This window comes from uncultured Erythrobacter sp. (assembly GCF_947502395.1).
Classification (GTDB): domain Bacteria; phylum Pseudomonadota; class Alphaproteobacteria; order Sphingomonadales; family Sphingomonadaceae; genus Erythrobacter.
The window spans coordinates 885,354-904,652 of sequence record NZ_CANMZM010000002.1; the positions used below are offsets into that span (position 1 = coordinate 885,354).

At 56.7% G+C, this 19,299-nt stretch carries 16 protein-coding genes; 8 read left to right on the plus strand and 8 right to left on the minus strand.

Annotated features, from left to right (window positions below):
* Window positions 1-3: 3 nt before the first annotated feature.
* Window positions 4-444 (minus strand): hypothetical protein, encoded by a 441-nt coding sequence (locus Q0778_RS10660; RefSeq protein WP_298305887.1) that lies wholly within the window; start codon window positions 442-444, stop codon window positions 4-6.
* 58 nt (window positions 445-502) lie between these two features.
* Window positions 503-3,127, minus strand: coding sequence for a DNA mismatch repair protein MutS (mutS, locus tag Q0778_RS10665; protein ID WP_298335928.1), 2,625 nt, complete (start codon window positions 3,125-3,127; stop codon window positions 503-505).
* 145 nt (window positions 3,128-3,272) lie between these two features.
* Between mutS and Q0778_RS10670 the strand changes: the two genes are divergently transcribed.
* Window positions 3,273-5,534 carry an NADP-dependent malic enzyme gene (locus Q0778_RS10670; protein WP_298335930.1) on the plus strand — a complete coding sequence of 754 codons (2,262 nt, stop codon included), beginning with the start codon at window positions 3,273-3,275 and terminating at the stop codon, window positions 5,532-5,534.
* A gap of 73 nt (window positions 5,535-5,607) precedes the next feature.
* Complete coding sequence (locus Q0778_RS10675) at window positions 5,608-6,666, plus strand: aminotransferase class V-fold PLP-dependent enzyme (protein ID WP_298335932.1); 1,059 nt, start codon at window positions 5,608-5,610, stop codon at window positions 6,664-6,666.
* Here the strand turns inward: Q0778_RS10675 and Q0778_RS10680 are convergent.
* Window positions 6,663-7,367 (minus strand): tRNA (guanine(46)-N(7))-methyltransferase TrmB, encoded by a 705-nt coding sequence (locus tag Q0778_RS10680; protein ID WP_298335934.1) that lies wholly within the window; start codon window positions 7,365-7,367, stop codon window positions 6,663-6,665. The two genes, Q0778_RS10675 and Q0778_RS10680, sit on opposite strands and share 4 nt — an antisense overlap.
* Before the next feature lie 98 nt (window positions 7,368-7,465).
* Between Q0778_RS10680 and Q0778_RS10685 the strand changes: the two genes are divergently transcribed.
* Entirely contained in the window at window positions 7,466-8,677 is a 1,212-nt protein-coding gene (locus Q0778_RS10685; RefSeq protein WP_298305872.1) for a mechanosensitive ion channel family protein, read from the plus strand.
* A 76-nt stretch (window positions 8,678-8,753) separates the two neighbouring features.
* Here Q0778_RS10685 and ctrA read toward each other — a convergent pair whose 3' ends face one another.
* From ctrA to lptB, 4 genes are all read right to left on the minus strand, one after another.
* Complete coding sequence (gene ctrA, locus Q0778_RS10690) at window positions 8,754-9,449, minus strand: response regulator transcription factor CtrA (protein WP_298305869.1); 696 nt, start codon at window positions 9,447-9,449, stop codon at window positions 8,754-8,756.
* A gap of 431 nt (window positions 9,450-9,880) precedes the next feature.
* Window positions 9,881-11,182, minus strand: coding sequence for a hypothetical protein (locus Q0778_RS10695; RefSeq protein ID WP_298303852.1), 1,302 nt, complete (start codon window positions 11,180-11,182; stop codon window positions 9,881-9,883).
* Between the two features lie 334 nt (window positions 11,183-11,516).
* Window positions 11,517-13,022 carry an RNA polymerase factor sigma-54 gene (gene rpoN / locus Q0778_RS10700; RefSeq protein ID WP_298335936.1) on the minus strand — a complete coding sequence of 502 codons (1,506 nt, stop codon included), beginning with the start codon at window positions 13,020-13,022 and terminating at the stop codon, window positions 11,517-11,519.
* 11 nt (window positions 13,023-13,033) lie between these two features.
* The gene (gene lptB, locus Q0778_RS10705; RefSeq protein WP_298305858.1) at window positions 13,034-13,834 is read right to left on the minus strand and encodes an LPS export ABC transporter ATP-binding protein; all 801 of its coding nucleotides are present in this window, start codon (window positions 13,832-13,834) and stop codon (window positions 13,034-13,036) included.
* 246 nt (window positions 13,835-14,080) lie between these two features.
* On the opposite strand from lptB, the gene Q0778_RS10710 reads away from it, so the two are divergent.
* Window positions 14,081-14,488 carry a hypothetical protein gene (locus Q0778_RS10710; protein ID WP_298335938.1) on the plus strand — a complete coding sequence of 136 codons (408 nt, stop codon included), beginning with the start codon at window positions 14,081-14,083 and terminating at the stop codon, window positions 14,486-14,488.
* A gap of 29 nt (window positions 14,489-14,517) precedes the next feature.
* On the opposite strand, the gene ppa is transcribed toward Q0778_RS10710, so the two are convergent.
* Complete coding sequence (gene ppa / locus Q0778_RS10715) at window positions 14,518-15,045, minus strand: inorganic diphosphatase (RefSeq protein ID WP_298305853.1); 528 nt, start codon at window positions 15,043-15,045, stop codon at window positions 14,518-14,520.
* Window positions 15,046-15,157: 112 nt separating this feature from the next.
* Here ppa and hisS point away from each other — a divergent pair, with 112 nt between their 5' ends.
* From hisS to Q0778_RS10735, 4 genes are all read left to right on the plus strand, one after another.
* On the plus strand, window positions 15,158-16,393 hold the full coding sequence (gene hisS / locus Q0778_RS10720; RefSeq protein ID WP_298335940.1) for a histidine--tRNA ligase: 1,236 nt from the start codon (window positions 15,158-15,160) through the stop codon (window positions 16,391-16,393).
* A 115-nt stretch (window positions 16,394-16,508) separates the two neighbouring features.
* On the plus strand, window positions 16,509-17,576 hold the full coding sequence (gene prfA / locus Q0778_RS10725) for a peptide chain release factor 1 (protein WP_298305848.1): 1,068 nt from the start codon (window positions 16,509-16,511) through the stop codon (window positions 17,574-17,576).
* On the plus strand, window positions 17,573-18,397 hold the full coding sequence (prmC, locus tag Q0778_RS10730) for a peptide chain release factor N(5)-glutamine methyltransferase (RefSeq protein ID WP_298335942.1): 825 nt from the start codon (window positions 17,573-17,575) through the stop codon (window positions 18,395-18,397). The genes prfA and prmC overlap by 4 nt, the downstream gene beginning before the upstream one ends.
* Before the next feature lie 258 nt (window positions 18,398-18,655).
* Window positions 18,656-19,297, plus strand: a complete 642-nt coding sequence (locus Q0778_RS10735; protein WP_298335944.1) for a DUF4167 domain-containing protein — start codon at window positions 18,656-18,658, stop codon at window positions 19,295-19,297.
* The last annotated feature ends 2 nt before the right edge of the window (window positions 19,298-19,299 follow it).

The following is a 19,299-nucleotide window of genomic DNA, read 5'->3' on the forward strand; positions in this document are numbered from 1 at the left end:
TGGCTAATTTCCGACCTCCTCAATTTGAGCCGATTGACCACTGCGTGGTGGCGCGACTTCTGGTGCGCCGGGGGCAGCCCTTGTGGTGATCGTTGGGGAACCCGCCTGGCGGGCTCTAGCTCTGGATGCCGTTTGAACCGGGCGATAGTCATCAACGGGTACTTCGCTGATGTCGTCCGGCGCCTCGGCAAATCCGGCCTGCGAAGAAGAGCGTGGCGCGCCCCAGTCACTCGTTGTGCCAGAATCACTGGCCCAGCCAGCGGCAGGGCTCGCCGCAGGAGTGGCTTGTGTTTGCAACGGTGTCTCAGCCTCAGCGGTTTGCTCGGCAACCGGCTCACTTGGCACCAGCCCGTCAAGAGCGACGCTTGCAACCAGCGCGACAGCAACGACTACACCGGCAAAGCCGAGGGCAATCTTCGGATTCTCAAAAAGCGAATTAGCCATGCTCACGCGTATGCCAAAAGAGGGTTAAGGATTGGTTTGGCCCCTCAATGAACCAAAGTTAATCAAGCGCCCTTTTGAGCTCGTATAGCAGATCGAGTGCATCTCGCGGCGAAAGCGCATCAAGGTCAGCGTCGCGCAGGCGATTGGCCAAGACTGCCTCAGGCGTTTCGACTGGAGGGGGCCGCACTGCAGCGGCAAAAAGCGGCAATTCGCCAAGACCTGCTGCAAGGCCGCCTGTCTCATTGCGCGCCGCTTCCAGCTTTTCGAGCACTTGGCCCGCGCGCTCAATCACTGTGCTGGGCACGCCGGCCAATTTGGCAACAGCCAGTCCGTAAGATCGATCAGCGGGCCCCTCGGCGAGCTCATGCAAGAGCACCAGATCGCCCTTCCATTCACGCGCGCGGACATGATGAAGCGAAAGTTGATCACAGGTTTCTGCAAGCCGTGAAAGCTCATGATAGTGCGTGGCGAAAAGGCAGCGGCATTCGATTCTGGAATGCACGGCTTCGGCAACGGCCCAGGCCAGCGCCAATCCGTCATAGGTTGACGTACCACGCCCGACTTCGTCCAGGATCACCAGGCTGTTGGGGGTCGCCTGCGCAAGAATTGCGGCGGTTTCAACCATTTCGACCATAAAGGTTGAGCGACCTTTGGCGAGGTTGTCTGACGCGCCAACTCGGCTGAAAAGACGGTCGACCAGCCCGACATGAGCTTCGGTTGCTGGGACGAAAGAGCCTGCCTGTGCCATCAGAGCAATCAGAGCATTCTGACGCAAGAAGGTCGATTTACCACCCATATTGGGGCCGCCAATCAGCCAAAGCCGGTCGTCTGAGTGGAGCTTGCAGTCATTGGCGACAAAACGCTCACCCGTTTTGGCAAGAGCCGCTTCGACCACCGGATGCCTTCCACCAATGATGGAGAGCCCTCCATTTGGCGAAATGACAGGCTTGCACCAATCGCCCTCGCTCGCGCGTTCAGCGTTGCCAGCGGCCACGTCAATCCTGCCAAGTGCGGCAGCTGTGGCAGCGATCTGCTCGCGTGCGTTGCCTACGATCTGCGTCAGCTCTTCGAAATGCGCCTCTTCCGCAGCGAGCGCCCGCCCACCTGCTTCCGAAACGCGTGAGGCTTCTTCGTGAAGCGTTAGCGAATTGAATCGCACCGCGCCTTTCATGGTTTGGCGATGGGTGAACCCGCTGTCGGGTGCCATCAAGCTATCCGCATGGCGGCTGGGCACTTCGATGAAGTAACCCAGAACGCCATTGTGCTTGATCTTCAAAGAGGCGATGCCCGTCTCCGCACGGTATCGCGTTTCCATTGCGGCAATTGCGCGCCTGGCATTGCCTGACATTTCGCGCAGTTCATCAAGGCTTGCGTCGTAGCCTTCCGCTATGAAGCCGCCGTTGCTCCGTTCTGTTGGAGGCGAAGCAACAAGCGCGCGCGATAACTGATCGGTGAGAGCGCCGTTTCCGGTGAGTTCTGGTAAAAGCATATCCAGCAGAGCAGGGCGGTCGCCTTCCCCCATAAGCCAGTGATAAATGTTTGCTGCTTCCCCAAGCCCATCGCGCACTTGGCCCAGATCTCGGGGAGATCCACGTCCCGCCACAATTCTGCCCAGTGCTCGACCGAAATCTGGGAGTGCTCTAAGAGCATCTCGCAGATTTGCCCGTTCAATCGGCCGATCAAGCCAAAACTGCACCAGTGCAAGTCGCTTCTCGATCGTCTCTTGATGCAGAAGTGGAGCGGCAAGGTCCTCGGCAAGTAAGCGCGATCCAGCGCCGGTCGAGCATCGGTCGAGCGTGGCCACAAGGCTGCCCGCGCGACGTCCATTCGAGGCTTCAAGGATCTCAAGGCTCGTGCGCGTTGCCTCATCCATCGCCATGCGCAGCGCCTGTTCGCGCGCAGTGGGTGGAAGCAGAAATGGCAACTCACCCCGTCCAACGTGGGAAAGATAGGCGACCAATCCCCCGGCGGCGGCTAGCATCGCGCGCGAAAACTCGCCGAAACCGTCAAGTGTCGAAACGCCGTGCAGGGATTTGAGTCGTTCCGCCCCGTCATCGCTGGCGAAGGTGGCGCGCGCCTGTTCCACCGCACCTTCGGGGCCATGCTCCCATCCTTCAGGCACTACGACTTCGCTTGCACCCAACCGCGCCAATATTGCCCCGAGGAGGTCTGGCGCACATTCCTCGAGCACCATGCTGCCGGTTGAGATGTCACATGCTGCAAGACCAATGGTTCCGCGCACCTCGCAAATCGCAACCAACAAATTGGATCGGCGGGGTTCCAGCAATGCCTCTTCTGTCAAAGTTCCTGCAGTGACAAAGCGCACTATATCGCGGGCAACCAATGCTTTGGAGGCAGGCCTGCCCTCGCGCTTGGCGCGCGCTTTGGCCTCATCCGGCGTCTCGATCTGTTCGGCGATTGCGACCCGCTGGCCCGCCTTGATGAGTCTTGCCAAATACCCTTCTGCCGAATGCACGGGGACACCGCACATCGCCACCGGTTCGCCGCCATGCTCTCCGCGTGATGTCAGAGCGATATCGAGAATGTCAGAGGCCACTTTGGCATCGTCAAAAAACAGCTCGAAAAAGTCGCCCATGCGATAGAAAAGCAACGATCCTTCCGCTTCGCGTTTGAGAGCGAGATATTGCTCCATCATGGGAGTGGGCTTGTTGGAAGCGGCCATCACAAGGGCCTAGCGAGAGGCCTTGCGATTCGGGAAGGGCTGCTGTGCACTTATCCAATGTGCATTCGCCCACTATCATCAAACCGAAACGCGGGCTAAGGCACTGGACGATGGTGCAATTGACGATGATTTGAGGGGGTACAGCATGGCAGACGAACCGAAAGGCGGCTTTACCAGCCGCGAGGCGCTTTTTTACCACGAGACTATTCGGCCAGGGAAACTTGAGATCGTCGCGACCAAGCCGATGACCTCCCAGCGCGATCTGTCGCTTGCTTATTCGCCTGGCGTGGCCGTGCCCGTGGAAGCGATTGCAGCCGACCCATCCTTGGCCGCGCGCTATACAGCTAAAGCCAATCTGGTTGCGGTGATTTCGAATGGGTCTGCCATTCTCGGCCTTGGCAATTTGGGTGCGCTGGCTTCCAAGCCGGTGATGGAAGGTAAGGCGGTTTTGTTCAAACGCTTTGCCGATGTGGATTCGATCGATATCGAGCTTGCGACCGAAGACCCACAAGCTTTCATCGAAGCGGTTGCTCTGATGGAGCCGACCTTTGGCGGCATAAATCTTGAAGATATCAAGGCGCCAGAATGCTTCATCATCGAAGCCGCTCTGCGGGAACGCATGAACATTCCAATCATGCACGATGATCAGCACGGGACGGCAATCATCACCGCAGCTGGCCTGCTCAACGCTTGCTATCTTACCGATCGAGACATCAAAGACGTTAAGGTTGTCGTAAACGGCGCTGGATCCGCGGCGATTGCGTGCACAGCTTTGGTCAAGTCCATGGGCGTGCCGCATGAAAATGTGATTATGTGTGATCGCAAGGGCCCTATTACGATTGGCCGCGAGAACGTTGATCAGTGGAAGAGCGCTCATGCTGTGGCTACAGATGCAACAAGCCTAGAAGATGCTCTCGAGGGCGCTGATATCTTCTTAGGGCTTTCGGCCGCTGGGGCGCTTAAGCCTGAATGGGTGACCAAGATGGCCAAAAACCCGATCATTTTCGCCATGGCGAACCCAACGCCGGAAATCATGCCAGATGAGGCGAAGGCTGTTCGCCCAGATGCAATTATCGCCACGGGGCGCAGTGACTTTCCCAACCAAGTCAATAATGTGCTTGGGTTCCCCTTCATTTTCCGCGGCGCATTGGATGTCCAGGCGACCTCTATCAATGAAGAGATGAAGGTCGCCGCTGCCACCGCAATTGCAGAGCTGGCGCGTCAGCAAGTGCCCGAAGAAGTGGCGAGCGCTTACGGCAAGAACCAGAAGTTTGGTACTGACTACATAATCCCTGCGCCTTTTGATCCGCGCCTAATCGAAGTCGTGTCTTCAGCCGTAGCGAAGGCAGCGATGGATTCTGGAGTGGCTCAGACCACTATTGATGACTTTGATGCCTATAAACACCAGCTAAAATCGCGTCTGAATCCTACGACTTCGGTGCTCACCGGTGTTTACAACGAAGCGCGAGCAAACCCAAAACGGATGGTCTTTGCCGAAGCCGAAGAGGAAGTGGTGCTGCGCGCTGCTATCCAGTTCCGCGACTTTGGCTATGGCACACCAATCCTGGTTGGCCGGACAAAGGCGGTGATGGACAAGCTCCATCAACTCTCAGTTTCTGATCCCGGGAGCTTTGAAATCCAGAACTCGGCGGACAGCAAGCATGTGCCCGCGATGGTTGAATACCTTTACTGTCGTCTCCAACGCCGCGGTTACACCCAGCGCGATGTTCGCCGAATGGTCAATCAAGAGCGGAACGTCTTTTCCGCGCTTCTGGTGGCGCTTGGTCATGCCGATGGCGTGATTTCGGGCCTTACTCGCACCTATGCGCAAACGATGCGTGAAGTGAACCTCGTTCTCGATAAGAAGGAAGATGCACTTCCATTCGGCATCCATATGATGATCGGCAAGAACCATACGACCTTCTTGGCCGATACCACCATCAACGAACGTCCCAGCGCAAGCGAGCTTGCGTACATCGCTCGGGAAACAGCGGCGGTGGCGCGTCGCATGGGTCATGAGCCGCGGGTCGCGTTCCTTTCATACTCGACATTCGGCAATCCGTCGGGTCAGTGGCTTGCCAACATTCGTGAGGCGGTGGCTATTCTCGATGAGGAAGGATGCGACTTTGAGTATGAGGGCGAAATGGCGCCCGATGCAGCGCTCAACCCGGCGGTGATGAAGCTCTATCCGTTTAGCCGCCTCTCAGCGCCCGCAAATGTGCTGGTGATGCCTGGTTTGCAATCGGCCAATCTGTCGGCGAAGCTGCTGCGCGAACTGGGCGCTAACACCACCGTTGGCCCGATGCTTCTGGGCATGGAGAAGCCGGTGCAGATTGCGCCAATGACGGCTGCAGCTCCGGATGTGTTGACGTTGGCTGTACTCGCGAGCGCAGGTGTTGTGGGCTAGGGTTGTTGTGATCTCCTGCCAGAGGGATCGTTTCTCGATTCCACCGGATATTCACTATCTGAACTGCGCCTATATGGCGCCGTTATCGCACGATGTGCTTGGGGCGATGGAGCGCGCTGTCCAGCACAAGGCTCAGCCTTGGAACTTTACGCCGCCCGACTTTTTCAGCGTTTGTGAGCGGTTCAGAGGGCTCGCTGGCAGCCTGACCGGCACCAGTAGTGAGAACCTCGCGATTGTGCCTTCGGTTAGCTACGCGCTTGCGACGGCTGCGCGGAATTTGCCGTTCCAGCCTGGCCAGGAAATCGTCACGCTCGCGGATCAATTCCCTTCGAATGTCTACGTTTGGCGCAAGTTGGCCCAGCGGCATCAAGGGCGGATCGTATCAGCACGGCGAGATTCTGGCGATGATTGGACGGCTTCGGTGCTCAACGCGATTGGACCTGATACGGCGATTGTGGCCGTACCGCATTGTCATTGGGCCGACGGGCGCGTTGTTGACCTTGAAGCCGTAGGCGAGGCCTGCCGCGCTCAAGGTGCCGCGCTGGTCCTTGATCTCACCCAGTCATTGGGCGCGATGCCTATCGATTTTGCCAGGGTGCAGCCGGATTTCGCCGTGGCGGCTTGCTACAAATGGTTGATGGGGCCTTACGGCATCGGGGTCATGTATGTCGCCCCGCAACATCAGAATGGTGAACCGATCGAGCACAACTGGATCAACCGGCAGGGCGCGCAGGATTTCTCACGGTTAGTCGACTATCAGGATGAATATCAAACGGGTGCTCGGCGGTTCGATATGGGCGAGAAGTCTAACCCGCCCTTGCTCGAAGGGGCGTGTGCGGGGTTTGAGTTTCTCCTTACATTTGGGGTGGACAGCATCGTTGCCACGCTGGCTGAAAAGACGACCAAAATCGCCGAGGCGGCCGACCAAATTGGCCTTGGTTCGGCTCCTGTCGGCATTAGAGCGCCGCATTTCTTGTCGCTGGACCTCACCAAAGACCGGATTGACGGTCTGACAGAGAGGCTGGCGGAAAAATCGGTTTTCGCCTCCGTTCGCGGCCAATCGCTCCGTGTGACCCCGCATCTCTACAACAATGATGACGATACTCAGGCGCTGTTAGAAGCGTTGGCTTAGCCCTTCCGTCTAAATCGGAAGTACCAAACTTCATGGCCAAAAACGGTGCGCGCTTTTGTCTCGTAGCGGGTTTCGCACCAGCCTGACGGGCGATCTTGCCAGCTCTTGGGGCCCTCAACCACCCATTCGAATTCATCGGTGAAGCGCTGCATCACCATCAGAGCATGACGAACATAGATCGGGTGATCGGTTCCGAACCGAAATTCACCGCCAGGTTTAAGCTTGTCCGCGATCATCTGGACCGGGCCATCGTTCATCATTCTGCGCTTCGCATGCTTATTCTTGGGCCATGGGTCCGGGTGGAGGAGATACACCATCAAGAGCGAGCCATCGGGCACGCGGGAGAGCACTTCGAGCGCATCGCCATGGTGGAGCCGTACGTTTGAAAGCTTCTGCTCTTCCACATGTGAAAGCGCCTGTGCGACACCATTGAGATAGGGCTCAGCGCCAATAAAGCCGTGATTGGGCAAGAGGTCAGCGCGGTAGGCGAGATGCTCTCCGCCGCCGAAACCAATTTCGAAATGCAGCGGGCAATCTTCCCCAAAAAGACGCTCGGCCGTGACTGGGCTTTCTTCCGGCACAGCGATCTGTTGTAGCAGATCGTCGACCAAGCGCTGCTGCTTGGCGCGCAGGGGTTTGCCGATGCTGCGGCCGTACAGCCGACTGAGAGTGGTGGGATCGCCTTCTTTATATGCGCTCATGGCGCGCTCGCTAGTCGGGGAGGTTAGGGCTTGTCCACCCCCAACAATCATGCGTCGCCGCCTTGAGGCTAGGGGGCCTCTTCCTATATCGCGACCTAATGGAACAGCTTTTGGCCCTCTTCGAAGCGCAGCCCATCTGGGCGCAGAGTATTATCGGTGTGGCGGGGCTCTTAATTGCGTCGCTCGCGGTCAACTACATTCTGAAGGATGTGATCCTGCGGTTGGCTGCCCCTTATCTGGACGGCCAAACCAAGACGATCGACTCATCGGCCACCTGGTTCGCAACGGTTGCGCCGCTTCTGATCATCTCGAATGGTATCGGTCTTGTGCCGGGCCTTCCTCCGATGGCGGTCACGATCACTGCGAATGTCACGCAAGCTTTGATCGTGCTCTCCATTGCAATGGGGGTCGTCAAGGCGCTCACTTACTTCAATGAACTTTACGAGCGGCTTCCCCAGTCCCGCAATCGACCGATCAAAGGCTATCTGCAGGTGGTCAAGATCGTTGTCCTGTGCGGCGCAGCGATCATCCTGATCTCGATCCTGATTAATGAGTCTCCCCTTCTTCTTCTGAGCGGCCTAGGCGCGATCACAGCGGTCCTGCTGTTGGTGTTCAAAGACACGATCCTCAGCCTTGTGGCGAGCGTTCAACTCACCACCAACGACATGCTGCGTGTAGGCGATTGGATTGAGATGCCGGGCATGAACGCGGATGGTGATGTCATCGACATCTCGCTCCACACGGTGAAGGTGCAGAATTTCGACAAGACCATCACCACCATTCCCACCCATCGCTTGGTCTCAGACAGTTTCCGCAATTGGCGCGGGATGAGCGAGAGTGGAGGCCGCCGGATTAAGCGTTCGCTGCAAATCGACCAAAATTCAGTGCGTTTCCTTTCCGATGAAGAGGTGCTGGACCTCAAGAAATTCAAAATCCTGAAACCCTATTTGGCGCAGCGCCGCGAAGAGCTGGACGAGTGGAACAGACACGAGCTTGGCCAAGACGATGCTCCGGTTAACGCGCGGCGCATGACCAATATCGGTACTCTGCGGGCCTACATCGCGGCTTACATCAAGTGGCATCCCCGAATCAGCGAGAACTTCACGCTGCTGGTGCGCCAGCTTCCTCCCGGCGCGCAAGGGCTACCGATTGAGATCTATTGCTTCACCGATACGACCGACTGGAACACCTATGAGGGCATTCAGTCCGACATCTTCGATCACCTGATCGCGATCGTGCCCGAATTCCACTTGAGCCTGTTCCAAGAACCCTCAGGAAGCGATTACGCCAAGCTGGTAGAGCACGAGTAGGGCTGTAGGAAAGCAAAACGCCCGGCGACCACTTGGGCTACCGGGCGTTTCTCGCTGAACTGATGGGATTAGAAGCTTACGCGGCTTCAACTTCTTCCTGCGGATCGCGCAGCACATAGCCGCGGCCCCAGACTGTTTCGATGTAGTTCTCACCGCCGCATGCATGGCTTAGCTTCTTGCGCAGCTTGCAGATGAAGACGTCGATGATTTTGAGCTCTGGCTCGTCCATCCCGCCATAAAGGTGGTTGAGGAACATCTCTTTGGTAAGGGTCGTGCCTTTGCGAAGCGAGAGAAGCTCAAGCATCGCATATTCTTTACCAGTGAGGTGCACACGGGCGCTGTCGACTTCGACGGTTTTCGCGTCAAGGTTAACCGCAAGCTTGCCGGTGCGGATGATCGACTGGCTGTGGCCTTTCGAACGGCGCACAACAGCGTGAATACGCGCCACCAACTCTTCGCGGTGGAAAGGCTTGGTCACGTAATCGTCTGCGCCAAAACCGAAGCTCCGAATCTTGCTGTCCATCTCGGCAATGCCGGAAAGGATCAGAACCGGCGTTTGCACCTTGGCAACGCGCAGCTTTTTAAGAACATCATAGCCGTGCATATCCGGCAAGTTCAGGTCGAGCAGGATGATATCGTAATCATACAGCTTACCCAGATCGAGGCCTTCCTCGCCCAGATCGGTGGAGTACACATTAAAGCCTTCAGTCGTCAGCATAAGCTCAATGGCTTTTGCCGTTGTTGGCTCGTCTTCAATCAACAGCACTCGCATTTCTGGTCCCCTAATTGCGCCCCATTTTGGTGGAGGGAGATGTGCATCGTAACGTCTCGCTAAGAGATGTTGCTCTCTATTAACCACACAAGTTCTGAACGGAAAAGGTTAATTTAGCGTAAACCCAGCTTAAACCACGAGTCGCGGGGGCAATACCTAGGTCTTTGAGAGGGGGCGTGAGACACTTGAGACACTGTCCAAAGGGCAAAAAGCCGGTGTCGCGGTTGATCCGAATTTGTGCGTTAAGAAAGGTAAGCGCCGGGTCAACATAACGTGGCGTTTAGCGCGCCAGCCACCCGGTAGGAAAACAGTTTTGCCTTGGGAGTGATGTGGCATTGACCGCTTCGGGTTCGGCCCTGCCCTCTTTTGAATGGCCAAATCTGAGGGTGAAAGCGGTCGCTATCCACAGATGGTACCGCGCCCCGATTAACCTAACCAGGAGTCTGGCGCGCCAAAATGTCGCTTTGGATGGATTCCAACACAAGATCCTCTCCGTCCACGAATGCACGCCAGGTGTTCTCGATCGGTAGATCAATGTCCATAGACCCCACACCGCTCACCAAAAGCTTGTTCGGCAAAAAGCAATCGTCGAACCAATCGCACCCTTTCGCAACATCACCCCAAGCCGTTGTGATGTAGAGTTGAACGCCGGACGCCGGGAGTTTGGGGGCAAACCCCTCTGCCTTGAACCTCAAGACATCACCGACTTCACTGCCAACAATCGTCAGTTGATCGGGAATATGGTGCTTGAACTGCGAACCAGCGACAAGGCCTGCGGAAAATGTGTTGGGGCCGGTGATCAAATAGAGGCGACCATCAGATGGCACAGCCTCCGAAAGGTCACTCACCAGCGGCAGCAGCTGTGTGTAATCGCCGCCGCGATTGTAGCGGAAATCGACAATGATGTTCTGAGCATTCGCTTCAGCGATCATTTCCAGAACGCGATTTCCAAAGTGAGAAATCGTCTCGTCTTTATCGTCAAAGCTCCCATTGACACGAAGATAGACCGCTTGCTCAGCCGGAAGTGCTTTTGCAAATAGCGTCCGCTCCGCTTCCTGCAGATACAAGGGAAGCGGCTGATCGGCGGTTAGCAAGTTCACCCAACCATCTGTCTCAAAACTTGAATCTTCCGGAAATGCATCGAGAAAGTCCCAGAAAGGATCTCCTGGCATTTCGACAGGATCAGCCTCGAGCATTGTCTCTGTTATCAAGCCATCTAAAGACAATACCTCGAGCTGCACCGCAGCCCCATCTGTTTGAGCGCCCAGCAGTAAAAGCGCGCTCGGCGCTGAATACAGAAATTCGCTCCGATACCGTTTCCAACTCTGGGTCCCGCCGCCAATCAGTCGTGGTACATTTGCAATCAGTTCTTCCGGAGATTTCCCGCCCAGCGAGAGCACTCTTTGCCCGACAAGTGCGCTTTGTTCCGGCCTTGCCTTCACAATGATGAGCGCATCAGACGTCCAATGAAAGCGAACCGGCAATCGATGCATTCGAGGGGAGAGAACGGTCGTATGCGCGTTGTCCAAGGGCGCTAGCGCCCTTAGCATCGATAGCGAAAGATCATCGACCGATTGCGGCGGCTTCGCCGACTCAACAATGGCCTTAAATTCGTTCGCCTGCCCTTCGGTAACGCCGGCTTCGTTGAGAAGCACCAGTTCGCGAAAGTATGAGAAGTCCGAGGCTAAGTCGTGTGGAGGCGATGTTTCCGGATAAGTTGGGGAAGTAATCATTTGCATCCCCCCAAGAGAAACAAAAGCGATCCCAATCAGTGTGGTTGCCAGAACAGATGCGGACACGATCCACAGCAAGATTCGTTTCATTATCATTCCATCTGTTATTTCCACTAGCATTCGGCCTAACCTGGCCGATAAACAAGAAGAAATATCTCCTGTCGGTGGGTAGTCGCCGCTCCAGCCAGAGAGCCTCTGGCGGCAGAATCAGTATCGTTTAACTGACCGCAATTGGGTCGCTAGCGGGAGGTCCGCTTTCATATACACCACCCCAACCAGATACTCAGCAAGCGATGTGTCACAACCGATGGTGGGGCCGCAAAGCCCGGTATTCTCAGAACCCAGCGAGTTTTTTAGCCCGCCTGCGTTCTGCACTTGAGCCAATCCCAATCGCTTCACGATATTTGGCAACCGTTCGCCGAGCGAGGCCGAAACCCTCCTCGTTGAGCAGGTCCGCCAGCTTCTGATCAGACAGCACCTTTTTGGGGTCTTCGGCATCGATCAATGCTTTGATCCGCGCCTTGATGGCCTCGGAGGACGCGCCCTCTCCATCGGAAGAGGCGACACCGCTGGTGAAGAAATATTTGAGCTCGAATGTGCCCCGGTCACAATGGAGATACTTGTTGCTCGTCACACGGCTGACCGTGCTTTCGTGCATATCGATTTGCTCAGCGACTTCGCGCAAAGTCAGCGGACGCAATTCAGAGACGCCGCGCCTGAAAAAGCCATCCTGCTGCTTAACGATTTCGGCGGCGGTCTTGAGGATAGTCCTCTGCCGCTGGTCCAGCGCGCGGATCAACCAATGGGCATCCGCCAGTTTTTCCTTGAGCCAACCCTGAGTTTCCTCGTCGGCTCCTTCACCGCCCAGCTCTATATAATAGTCGCGGTTAACGATCAGGCGTGGAAGTGTGTCCTGGTTAAGGGCAATGTCCCAGCCGCCATCGTCTTTTGCGCCAAGCAATACATCGGGCACCACCGCCTCGCTGGTTGACGAAGCGAAGGCCAAACCCGGTTTAGGATCATATTCGCGCAGTTCGCGCAGCATATCGGCGAAGTCTTCATCATCGACTTTGCACAATCGCTTCAGGCGAGGCACATCCCCTTTGCCAAGCAACTCCAAATTGGCGAGCATGGTTGCCATGGCCGGATCGTAGCGGTCAGCATCCTTGGCTTGCAGAGCCAGGCACTCGCCCAGATCGCGCGCACCAATTCCGGTGGGATCGCACATCTGCACCACTTCGAGCGCATCTTCTGTGCAATCCATATCAACGCCCAGATCATAGGCGACATCGCGCAAAGATGCCGTGAGATAACCCGCGTCATCGAGCAATCCCGCAATATGGCGAGCGACAAATTCCTCGTGTGGGTTGGTGGCGATCCCGCCAATCTGCGCATCCAAATGCTCGGCAAGCGTGAGCTCTGCGGCCTTAGTGGCCTCGATGCCAGGCAGATCATCCATACCGCCGGATGCGCCGCCAGCAGATCCCCATTCTGCTTCCGAAGGCCCACCAGCGCCAATGCTGGCTTCGCCTGTATCGCGGTCCCGGTCGATGGCGCTTACGTCGATGTCGAGCGGAGCCTCGCTTTCGCCTTGCGCCTGCTCCATCAATTGGTCAGCGGTAAACTCCTCACGCGGGATGTCGTCGGGTTCGCCGGGAGGCGTTTCATTATCGGCAGCGACAGAGCCTGCCTCCAGCAGCGGATTGCTCTCCAACGCATCGCCGATGAACATTTCGATTTCTAGATTAGAAGCCGCAAGCAGTTTGATTGCCTGCTGCAGCTGAGGCGTCATAACCAGCTGTTGCGATTGGCGTAAGTCGAGGCGGGGGCCTAATGCCATTGGCGCGCGGTTTAGAGCGTAAAGCTCTCCCCTAGGTAGAGCCGCTTTACGTTTTCATCTTCGACCAGAGCCTGCGGCGTCCCAGCAAATAGCACCTGCCCGCCATAGATGATGCAAGCGCGATCCACGATATCCAAGGTCTCGCGCACATTGTGGTCGGTAATCAGAACCCCGATACCGCGGCTCTTCAGGTCTTTCACAAGATCGCGAATGTCGCTGATCGAAAGCGGATCAATCCCTGCAAAAGGCTCATCCAGAAGCATGATCGAGGGCTTGGCCGCCAAGGCCCGAGCAATCTCACAGCGCCGCCGTTCACCGCCTGAAAGCGCCATAGCAGGGCTTTCGCGCAGGCGAGTGAGCCCAAATTCCTCGAGCAAGCGCTCCAATTCGCGTCCGCGTGTTTCTGCGTCAGGCTCCACCATCTCGAGGACGCAATTGATATTCTGCTCAACCGTCATCCCGCGAAAGATGCTGGTCTCCTGCGGTAGATAGCCAAGCCCGAGGATCGCCCGCCTGTACATCGGCAGGTTGGTAACATCCTCGCCATCCATCAGAATGCGGCCGGAATCCGGTTTGACGAGGCCCATGATCGAATAGAAGCAGGTGGTTTTGCCCGCGCCATTGGGTCCAAGCAGGCCGAGCACCTCGCCTTTGGCAACCGTCAGAGAAATATCGGTGAGGACTGCGCGCTTGTCATAGCTTTTGGCGATTGAAATGACTTCAAGCCCGCCTTCGGGCATCGGCGCTGTTGCGTCCGCGACGTTTTCGGCCACAGTGCTTGTGTCATCATAAATGCTAGTGGGCTCGCTCATATGATTCTCATGTAGCATCGTCTTTTGCGCATGGAAGGGCGAGTGGGTGCATTTTGGCAAGATTTTTGCTTTCGGGCACAATTCTTGAGCAAACGCCTATGCAAAACCCCTTAATTCCGCGGGTTTATGTGAAAATCCACGGATCGAGCTCGTCGACTAATTCGGCTTGGTTACTGCGCTTGCAACAATGCGTTCTGTTTGAGATACTCATCGCAGAGAGAGCAGAAGTCGTTGGGGAACGCTTTTATGAACGAGCTGACGAACAGCCACGGATCAGGCAGCCGTGGATCAGGCAACCAAGAGGTCGTCGATCAGTCAGATGCCAAGGCGCGCGATTGGCGCAAGTCGATGAGCGACCATGTCGCATACGCATTGCTGGTCTACACCGGTCTTCAAATTTTTATGACGGTTAAGGCGCTTGGCGAAGGAACGTCGTCGCTTCTGCCATATGTTGCCCTCGTTATCCTGGTAGCCGCCATCATTCCGGCGTGTCGCTGGTTTGAGCGCCGCTGGACCGGGATGTCGGACGAAGAGGCTGCGGATGAAGCGCACGCCGGCGCGTTCCGCCGCGACACCGTGATGCTCTGGGTTCTAGCGATTGGTCTGCCGCTTGCTCTGACCGGCCTTTGCAAAGCGATCTTCGCCGTTATCTAGCAAACAGCTAAACCGGCTGAGTAGCGGGCCTATTTCTGGGCCCGCTCAACCGCTTCTATGACGATCTGGCGCGCTTCTTGTGCGTCGCCCCATTTGCCGATGCGGACCCATTTTTCCGCTTCAAGGTCTTTGTAGTGGGTAAAGAAGTGCTCGATCTGCTGCAGGATGATCGAGGGCAAATCCTTGGTTTCGCCAACATCTGAGTAATACGGGAACGTCGTATCGACCGGCACGCAGACCAGTTTCTCATCCCCACCGTGTTCGTCTTCCAAGTTTAACACGCCGATAGGCCGCGCCTTCACCACACAGCCCGGGATAAAGGGTGAGCGCGCAATCACCAGCGCATCAAGCGGGTCACCGTCGGGCGACAAAGTGTGCGGAACAAAGCCATAATTGGCCGGATAGCGCATCGGGGTGTGCAGAATACGGTCGATGAAAAGCGCGCCGCTGTCCTTGTCGAACTCATACTTCACCGGCTCGCCGCCGAGTGGCACTTCGATGATGACATTGAGGCTTTCGGGTGGATTGTCGCCAGTAGGGATCTTGTCGATACGCATGTAAGGTTCCTGATAAAGTAGTCAGCCCCTCTCCCCAAAGGCTCGGGCTGCGCCTCTAGCGAGCTTCAAAGGATTGCGAAAGCCCTTCCTTAGTCGTAATCGCGCAAACCTTATGAGTAAGAACACGCCAAAAGCCATTCGCGGCACGCAGGACATTTTTGGACCCGATGCCGAGGCGTTTGCCTTTGTGGTGGAAACCTTTGAGCGTGTGAGGAAGCTTTACCGCTTTCGCAGGGCGGAAATGCCAGTGTTTGAAAAGACTGAAGTGTTCAGCCGTGCGATTGGTGAGACGACCGATGTGGTCTCAAAAGAGATGTATTCGTTTGAGGATCGCGGCGGGGACTCTTTGACCCTGCGTCCAGAATTCACCGCTGGGATTGCGCGCGCGTACCTCACCAATGGCTGGCAGCAGCACGCCCCGTTGAAGCTGGCAACTCACGGGCCATTGTTCCGTTACGAGCGCCCACAAAAGGGTCGGTATCGCCAGTTCCACCAGATTGACGCGGAGATTCTGGGCACGGGCGAACCGCAAGCCGATGTCGAGCTTCTCGCCATGGCTGATCAGCTTTTGAAGGAGTTGGGCATTGAGGGTGTGACCTTGCACCTTAACACGCTGGGGGACGCCGAGAGCCGCGATGCCTGGCGTGCCGGTTTGATAGACTATTTCGAGGCGGTTTCAGGTGAGCTTTCCGAGGACAGCCAAGAGCGGCTGCACAAAAATCCGCTTCGCATTCTCGACAGCAAGGACCCTCGCGACAAAGCCTTTGTTGCCGATGCGCCCAAGATTGATCATTTTTTGTCTGAAGAGGCGCTGGCGTTCTTCGAGAGTGTCACAAGCGGGCTCGATGCAGCAGGCGTCAAATGGAAGCGCGCCGAAAGCCTTGTGCGCGGTCTCGATTATTACCGCCACACCGCGTTTGAGTTCATCCCGGACGAGGGATCAGCGGCGGCCGATGCTTTGGGTTCGCAAAGCACCGTACTCGGGGGTGGTCGTTACGATGGCTTGATGGAGAGCCTAGGCGGACCAGCGACCCCTGCGGTTGGCTGGGCGGCTGGAATTGAGCGGCTGGCGATGTTGGTGGGGGAGAAATCAGAGGGTCCCGCCGATGCTATTATCGTCATTGAAGATTCAAGCGATGTAGCTCTCGTTCGGGGCTACGCAGCGCTTAAATCGTTGAGACTGGCAGGATTGAGCGGCGAATTGATTGCGGAAGGGTCGCCGCGTAAGCGCTACGACAAGGCCGTAAGGCGATCTCCGAATGCCATTGTGAGTTTCTCTGAAAATGGCCATCGAATATCAGGGGATGAGACGACGCATCCAGAGCTTGAGCGCATTCTGGGCCTTTAGCCTTTGCGTCACCCTGAACTTGGTTCAGGGTCCATCTCTCCAATTACGAAGTTGTTGAGGAACGAAGAATGGATGCTGAAACAAGTTCAGCATGACGAGTTAGAGATTAAGTCCAATGAACATCCCACAAGACCGCCTCAACCAAATCGCCAATCGCTTTGCCGAGCTTGAAGCCCGTATGGCCTCTGGCACGCTCGAAGGCGATGAATTCGTCCAGGCCTCACGCGATTATGCCGAGCTTGAACCGGTCGCCAAGATCGCTGCCGAGGTCACTGCTATGCGCGAAGAGATGGTTGGCCTTGAGGAGATGCTCGCCGACCCTGAAATGAAGGCGATGGCCGAAGAAGAACTCAGCGAAATCCGTGCATCTCTGCCTGAAAAAGAGCGTTCGCTCGCCATTGCTCTGCTGCCGCGCGACCGGGCGGACAGCAAACCCGCCATGCTCGAAATCCGCGCTGGCACAGGCGGCGATGAAGCGGCGCTTTTCGCGGGCGACCTTTTCCGCATGTATGAGAAGTTTGCTGGTGAGCAGGGCTGGAAAGTCGAGCCGGTCTCCATGAATGCATCCGAAGTCGGCGGCTTCAAAGAGATCGTGGCCAACATCACCGGGCAGGGCGTTTTCGCCAAGCTCAAGTTTGAAAGCGGCGTGCACCGCGTCCAGCGCGTGCCCGTGACCGAGAGCGGAGGGCGCATTCACACCTCCGCTGCGACCGTGGCGGTGCTGCCTGAACCCGATGAGGTCGATGTGCAGATTGATCCGGGCGACCTCAAGATCGACACCTACCGTGCCTCTGGTGCAGGCGGTCAGCACGTCAACACCACCGACAGCGCGATCCGCATCACCCACGAGCCCACAGGCCTTGTGGTGACCTGTCAGGACGGACGCAGTCAGCACAAGAACAAGGAAAAGGCGATGCAGGTCTTGCGCGCTCGGCTTTTCGAAGCACAGCGTGATGCTGCCCAAGGCGCAGAAGCAGAGGCGCGAAAGGCAATGGTCGGCAGCGGCGACCGGTCAGAACGCATCCGCACCTATAACTTTCCGCAAGGCCGGGTGACCGATCACCGGATTGGGCTTACCTTGCACAAACTTGAAGAGGTGCTTGCGGGCACGGGCCTTGATGAATTGGTGCAAGCGCTGATCTCCGAGGATGAGGCCAAACGCTTGGCAGCTTTGGCAGAGTGACGGTTTCTGAGGCCATTAGAGCGGCCACCGCAAAGCTCGACGCCACCAGCGACACCGCGAGGCTCGATGCTGAATTGCTAATGGCGCATGCGCTGGGAGTGAGCCGTTCGGATATGCTTTTGTGGCACATGACCAGTGACACACCCCTCAGCTTTGACGATCTTGTCACGCGCCGCGCTACGCATGAACCGATCGCGCATATCACCGGCATACAGGAGTTTTACGGTCGCCCGTTTTCCGTCACCGCTAACACATTGATCCCCCGAGGCGATACAGAGAGCTTGATCGATGCGGCTTTAGAAGCGGTACCTATGGCCAGGTACGTGCTCGACCTTGGGACAGGGACAGGCGCCATTCTAGTGACCGTCTTGCTCGAACTCGAAGGGGCAACCGGTGTTGCGACCGACCGTTCCGTCGCGGCGCTCAAGATTGCCGAATGCAATGCGCAATCGCTCGATCTTGGTCAGGACCGCGCACGATTCGAACTGCGTGATTGGACAAAGCCAGGCTGGACAGACGGTCTGGGTCGTTTCGATCTTATCTTATCCAACCCGCCGTATGTAGAGGATGCGGCTCCGCTTGAACCAGATGTACGCGAGTTTGAACCAGTTTCTGCCCTCTTTGCGGGGCCAGAGGGACTGGATGACTATCGGGTATTGATCCCGCAATTGCGTGGTTTGATGAGAGATGAAGCGGTCGCGATCCTTGAAATCGGTTTTGCTCAAGCAGAAGCTGTCACCCAAATCGCGCTAGACCATGGCTTTACCACTGAACTGCGCAACGACCTTGCAGGACACCCGCGTTGCTTGGCGCTTCGTTGACGAAAAAGTCATCAGGGCTTGGCAAAAGCATCATAGGCAGCTAGCTATCGAATCAAGCCACTGTCATGCGTCGGACGCGAGACACTGGCCTAAGCTCCAAATTCGATGTTGAACGGCCTTTCCGGGGTCACCCCCATAGGTCAGGAAACGCGGGCAAGGGCATGCCGCATGGGCGGCTTAGCTTAGGGACGAAAGGTCTACTGACCGATGGTGCTTATCTGTTGAGAGACACCAAGGTCGTTAACAGGAAGATTTTCCTTGAATAACAATCGTAACAATCGTCGCCGCGGTCGCGGTAATCGCAGCAATCAAGGCGGCGGCAATAACCAGAACCGGATCGATAGCCGCGCGCGGGGCAATGCGCCTCAGCTGCTCGATAAGTACAAAAAGCTGGCACAAGACGCTCAGCACAATGGCGATAGGGTTCAGGCTGAATATTACCTCCAATTCGCAGACCACTACTTCCGGGTGATCGCCGACAATAAGGCGCGTCAGGATGAAGCACGGGCCAAGCGCAATGAAGAGCGTGGGGCCAACAATGATGACCGCGATGAGGATGATGGTGAGGGCCGTCGCCGCGGTAATCGCCGAGGTCGTGGGCGCCGCGACAATCAAGAGGGCGACTCACAGGACGATAACGCAGTCACTACTTCTGCTGATCAAGGTGAAACGGGTGTCGAAGGCGAACCTGCAAGCGCCGACGAAGAGAACGCCAAGCCCAAGCGGCGGGCGCGCAAGCCTCGTGAAGAGGGCTCTGATGAAACTCCACGTCGCCGGACTCGTCGGAAAAAAACCGAGGATGCTGAGGATACGGGTGAAATCGACTCTTCAATCCTTCCTCCTGCGATCAGCGCGAGCGCCGGATCAGAGGATGATGACGGCCTCGAAGCGGTCGGCTGAAC

Excerpts from the sequence above, each read along its gene's own strand:
- hisS (WP_298335940.1), top strand. The coding sequence starts at position 15,158 with ATGAGTAAGAACACGCCAAAAGCCATTCGCGGCACGCAGGACATTTTT.
- Q0778_RS10680 (WP_298335934.1), bottom strand. The coding sequence starts at position 7,367 with ATGAGCGCATATAAAGAAGGCGATCCCACCACTCTCAGTCGGCTGTAC.
- Q0778_RS10695 (WP_298303852.1), bottom strand. The coding sequence starts at position 11,182 with ATGATTACTTCCCCAACTTATCCGGAAACATCGCCTCCACACGACTTA.
- lptB (WP_298305858.1), bottom strand. The coding sequence starts at position 13,834 with ATGAGCGAGCCCACTAGCATTTATGATGACACAAGCACTGTGGCCGAA.
- Q0778_RS10685 (WP_298305872.1), top strand. The coding sequence starts at position 7,466 with ATGGAACAGCTTTTGGCCCTCTTCGAAGCGCAGCCCATCTGGGCGCAG.
- prfA (WP_298305848.1), top strand. The coding sequence starts at position 16,509 with ATGAACATCCCACAAGACCGCCTCAACCAAATCGCCAATCGCTTTGCC.
- mutS (WP_298335928.1), bottom strand. The coding sequence starts at position 3,127 with ATGGCCGCTTCCAACAAGCCCACTCCCATGATGGAGCAATATCTCGCT.
- Q0778_RS10660 (WP_298305887.1), bottom strand. The coding sequence starts at position 444 with ATGGCTAATTCGCTTTTTGAGAATCCGAAGATTGCCCTCGGCTTTGCC.
- Q0778_RS10670 (WP_298335930.1), top strand. The coding sequence starts at position 3,273 with ATGGCAGACGAACCGAAAGGCGGCTTTACCAGCCGCGAGGCGCTTTTT.
- rpoN (WP_298335936.1), bottom strand. The coding sequence starts at position 13,022 with ATGGCATTAGGCCCCCGCCTCGACTTACGCCAATCGCAACAGCTGGTT.
- ppa (WP_298305853.1), bottom strand. The coding sequence starts at position 15,045 with ATGCGTATCGACAAGATCCCTACTGGCGACAATCCACCCGAAAGCCTC.
- ctrA (WP_298305869.1), bottom strand. The coding sequence starts at position 9,449 with ATGCGAGTGCTGTTGATTGAAGACGAGCCAACAACGGCAAAAGCCATT.
- Q0778_RS10710 (WP_298335938.1), top strand. The coding sequence starts at position 14,081 with ATGAACGAGCTGACGAACAGCCACGGATCAGGCAGCCGTGGATCAGGC.
- Q0778_RS10675 (WP_298335932.1), top strand. The coding sequence starts at position 5,608 with ATGGCGCCGTTATCGCACGATGTGCTTGGGGCGATGGAGCGCGCTGTC.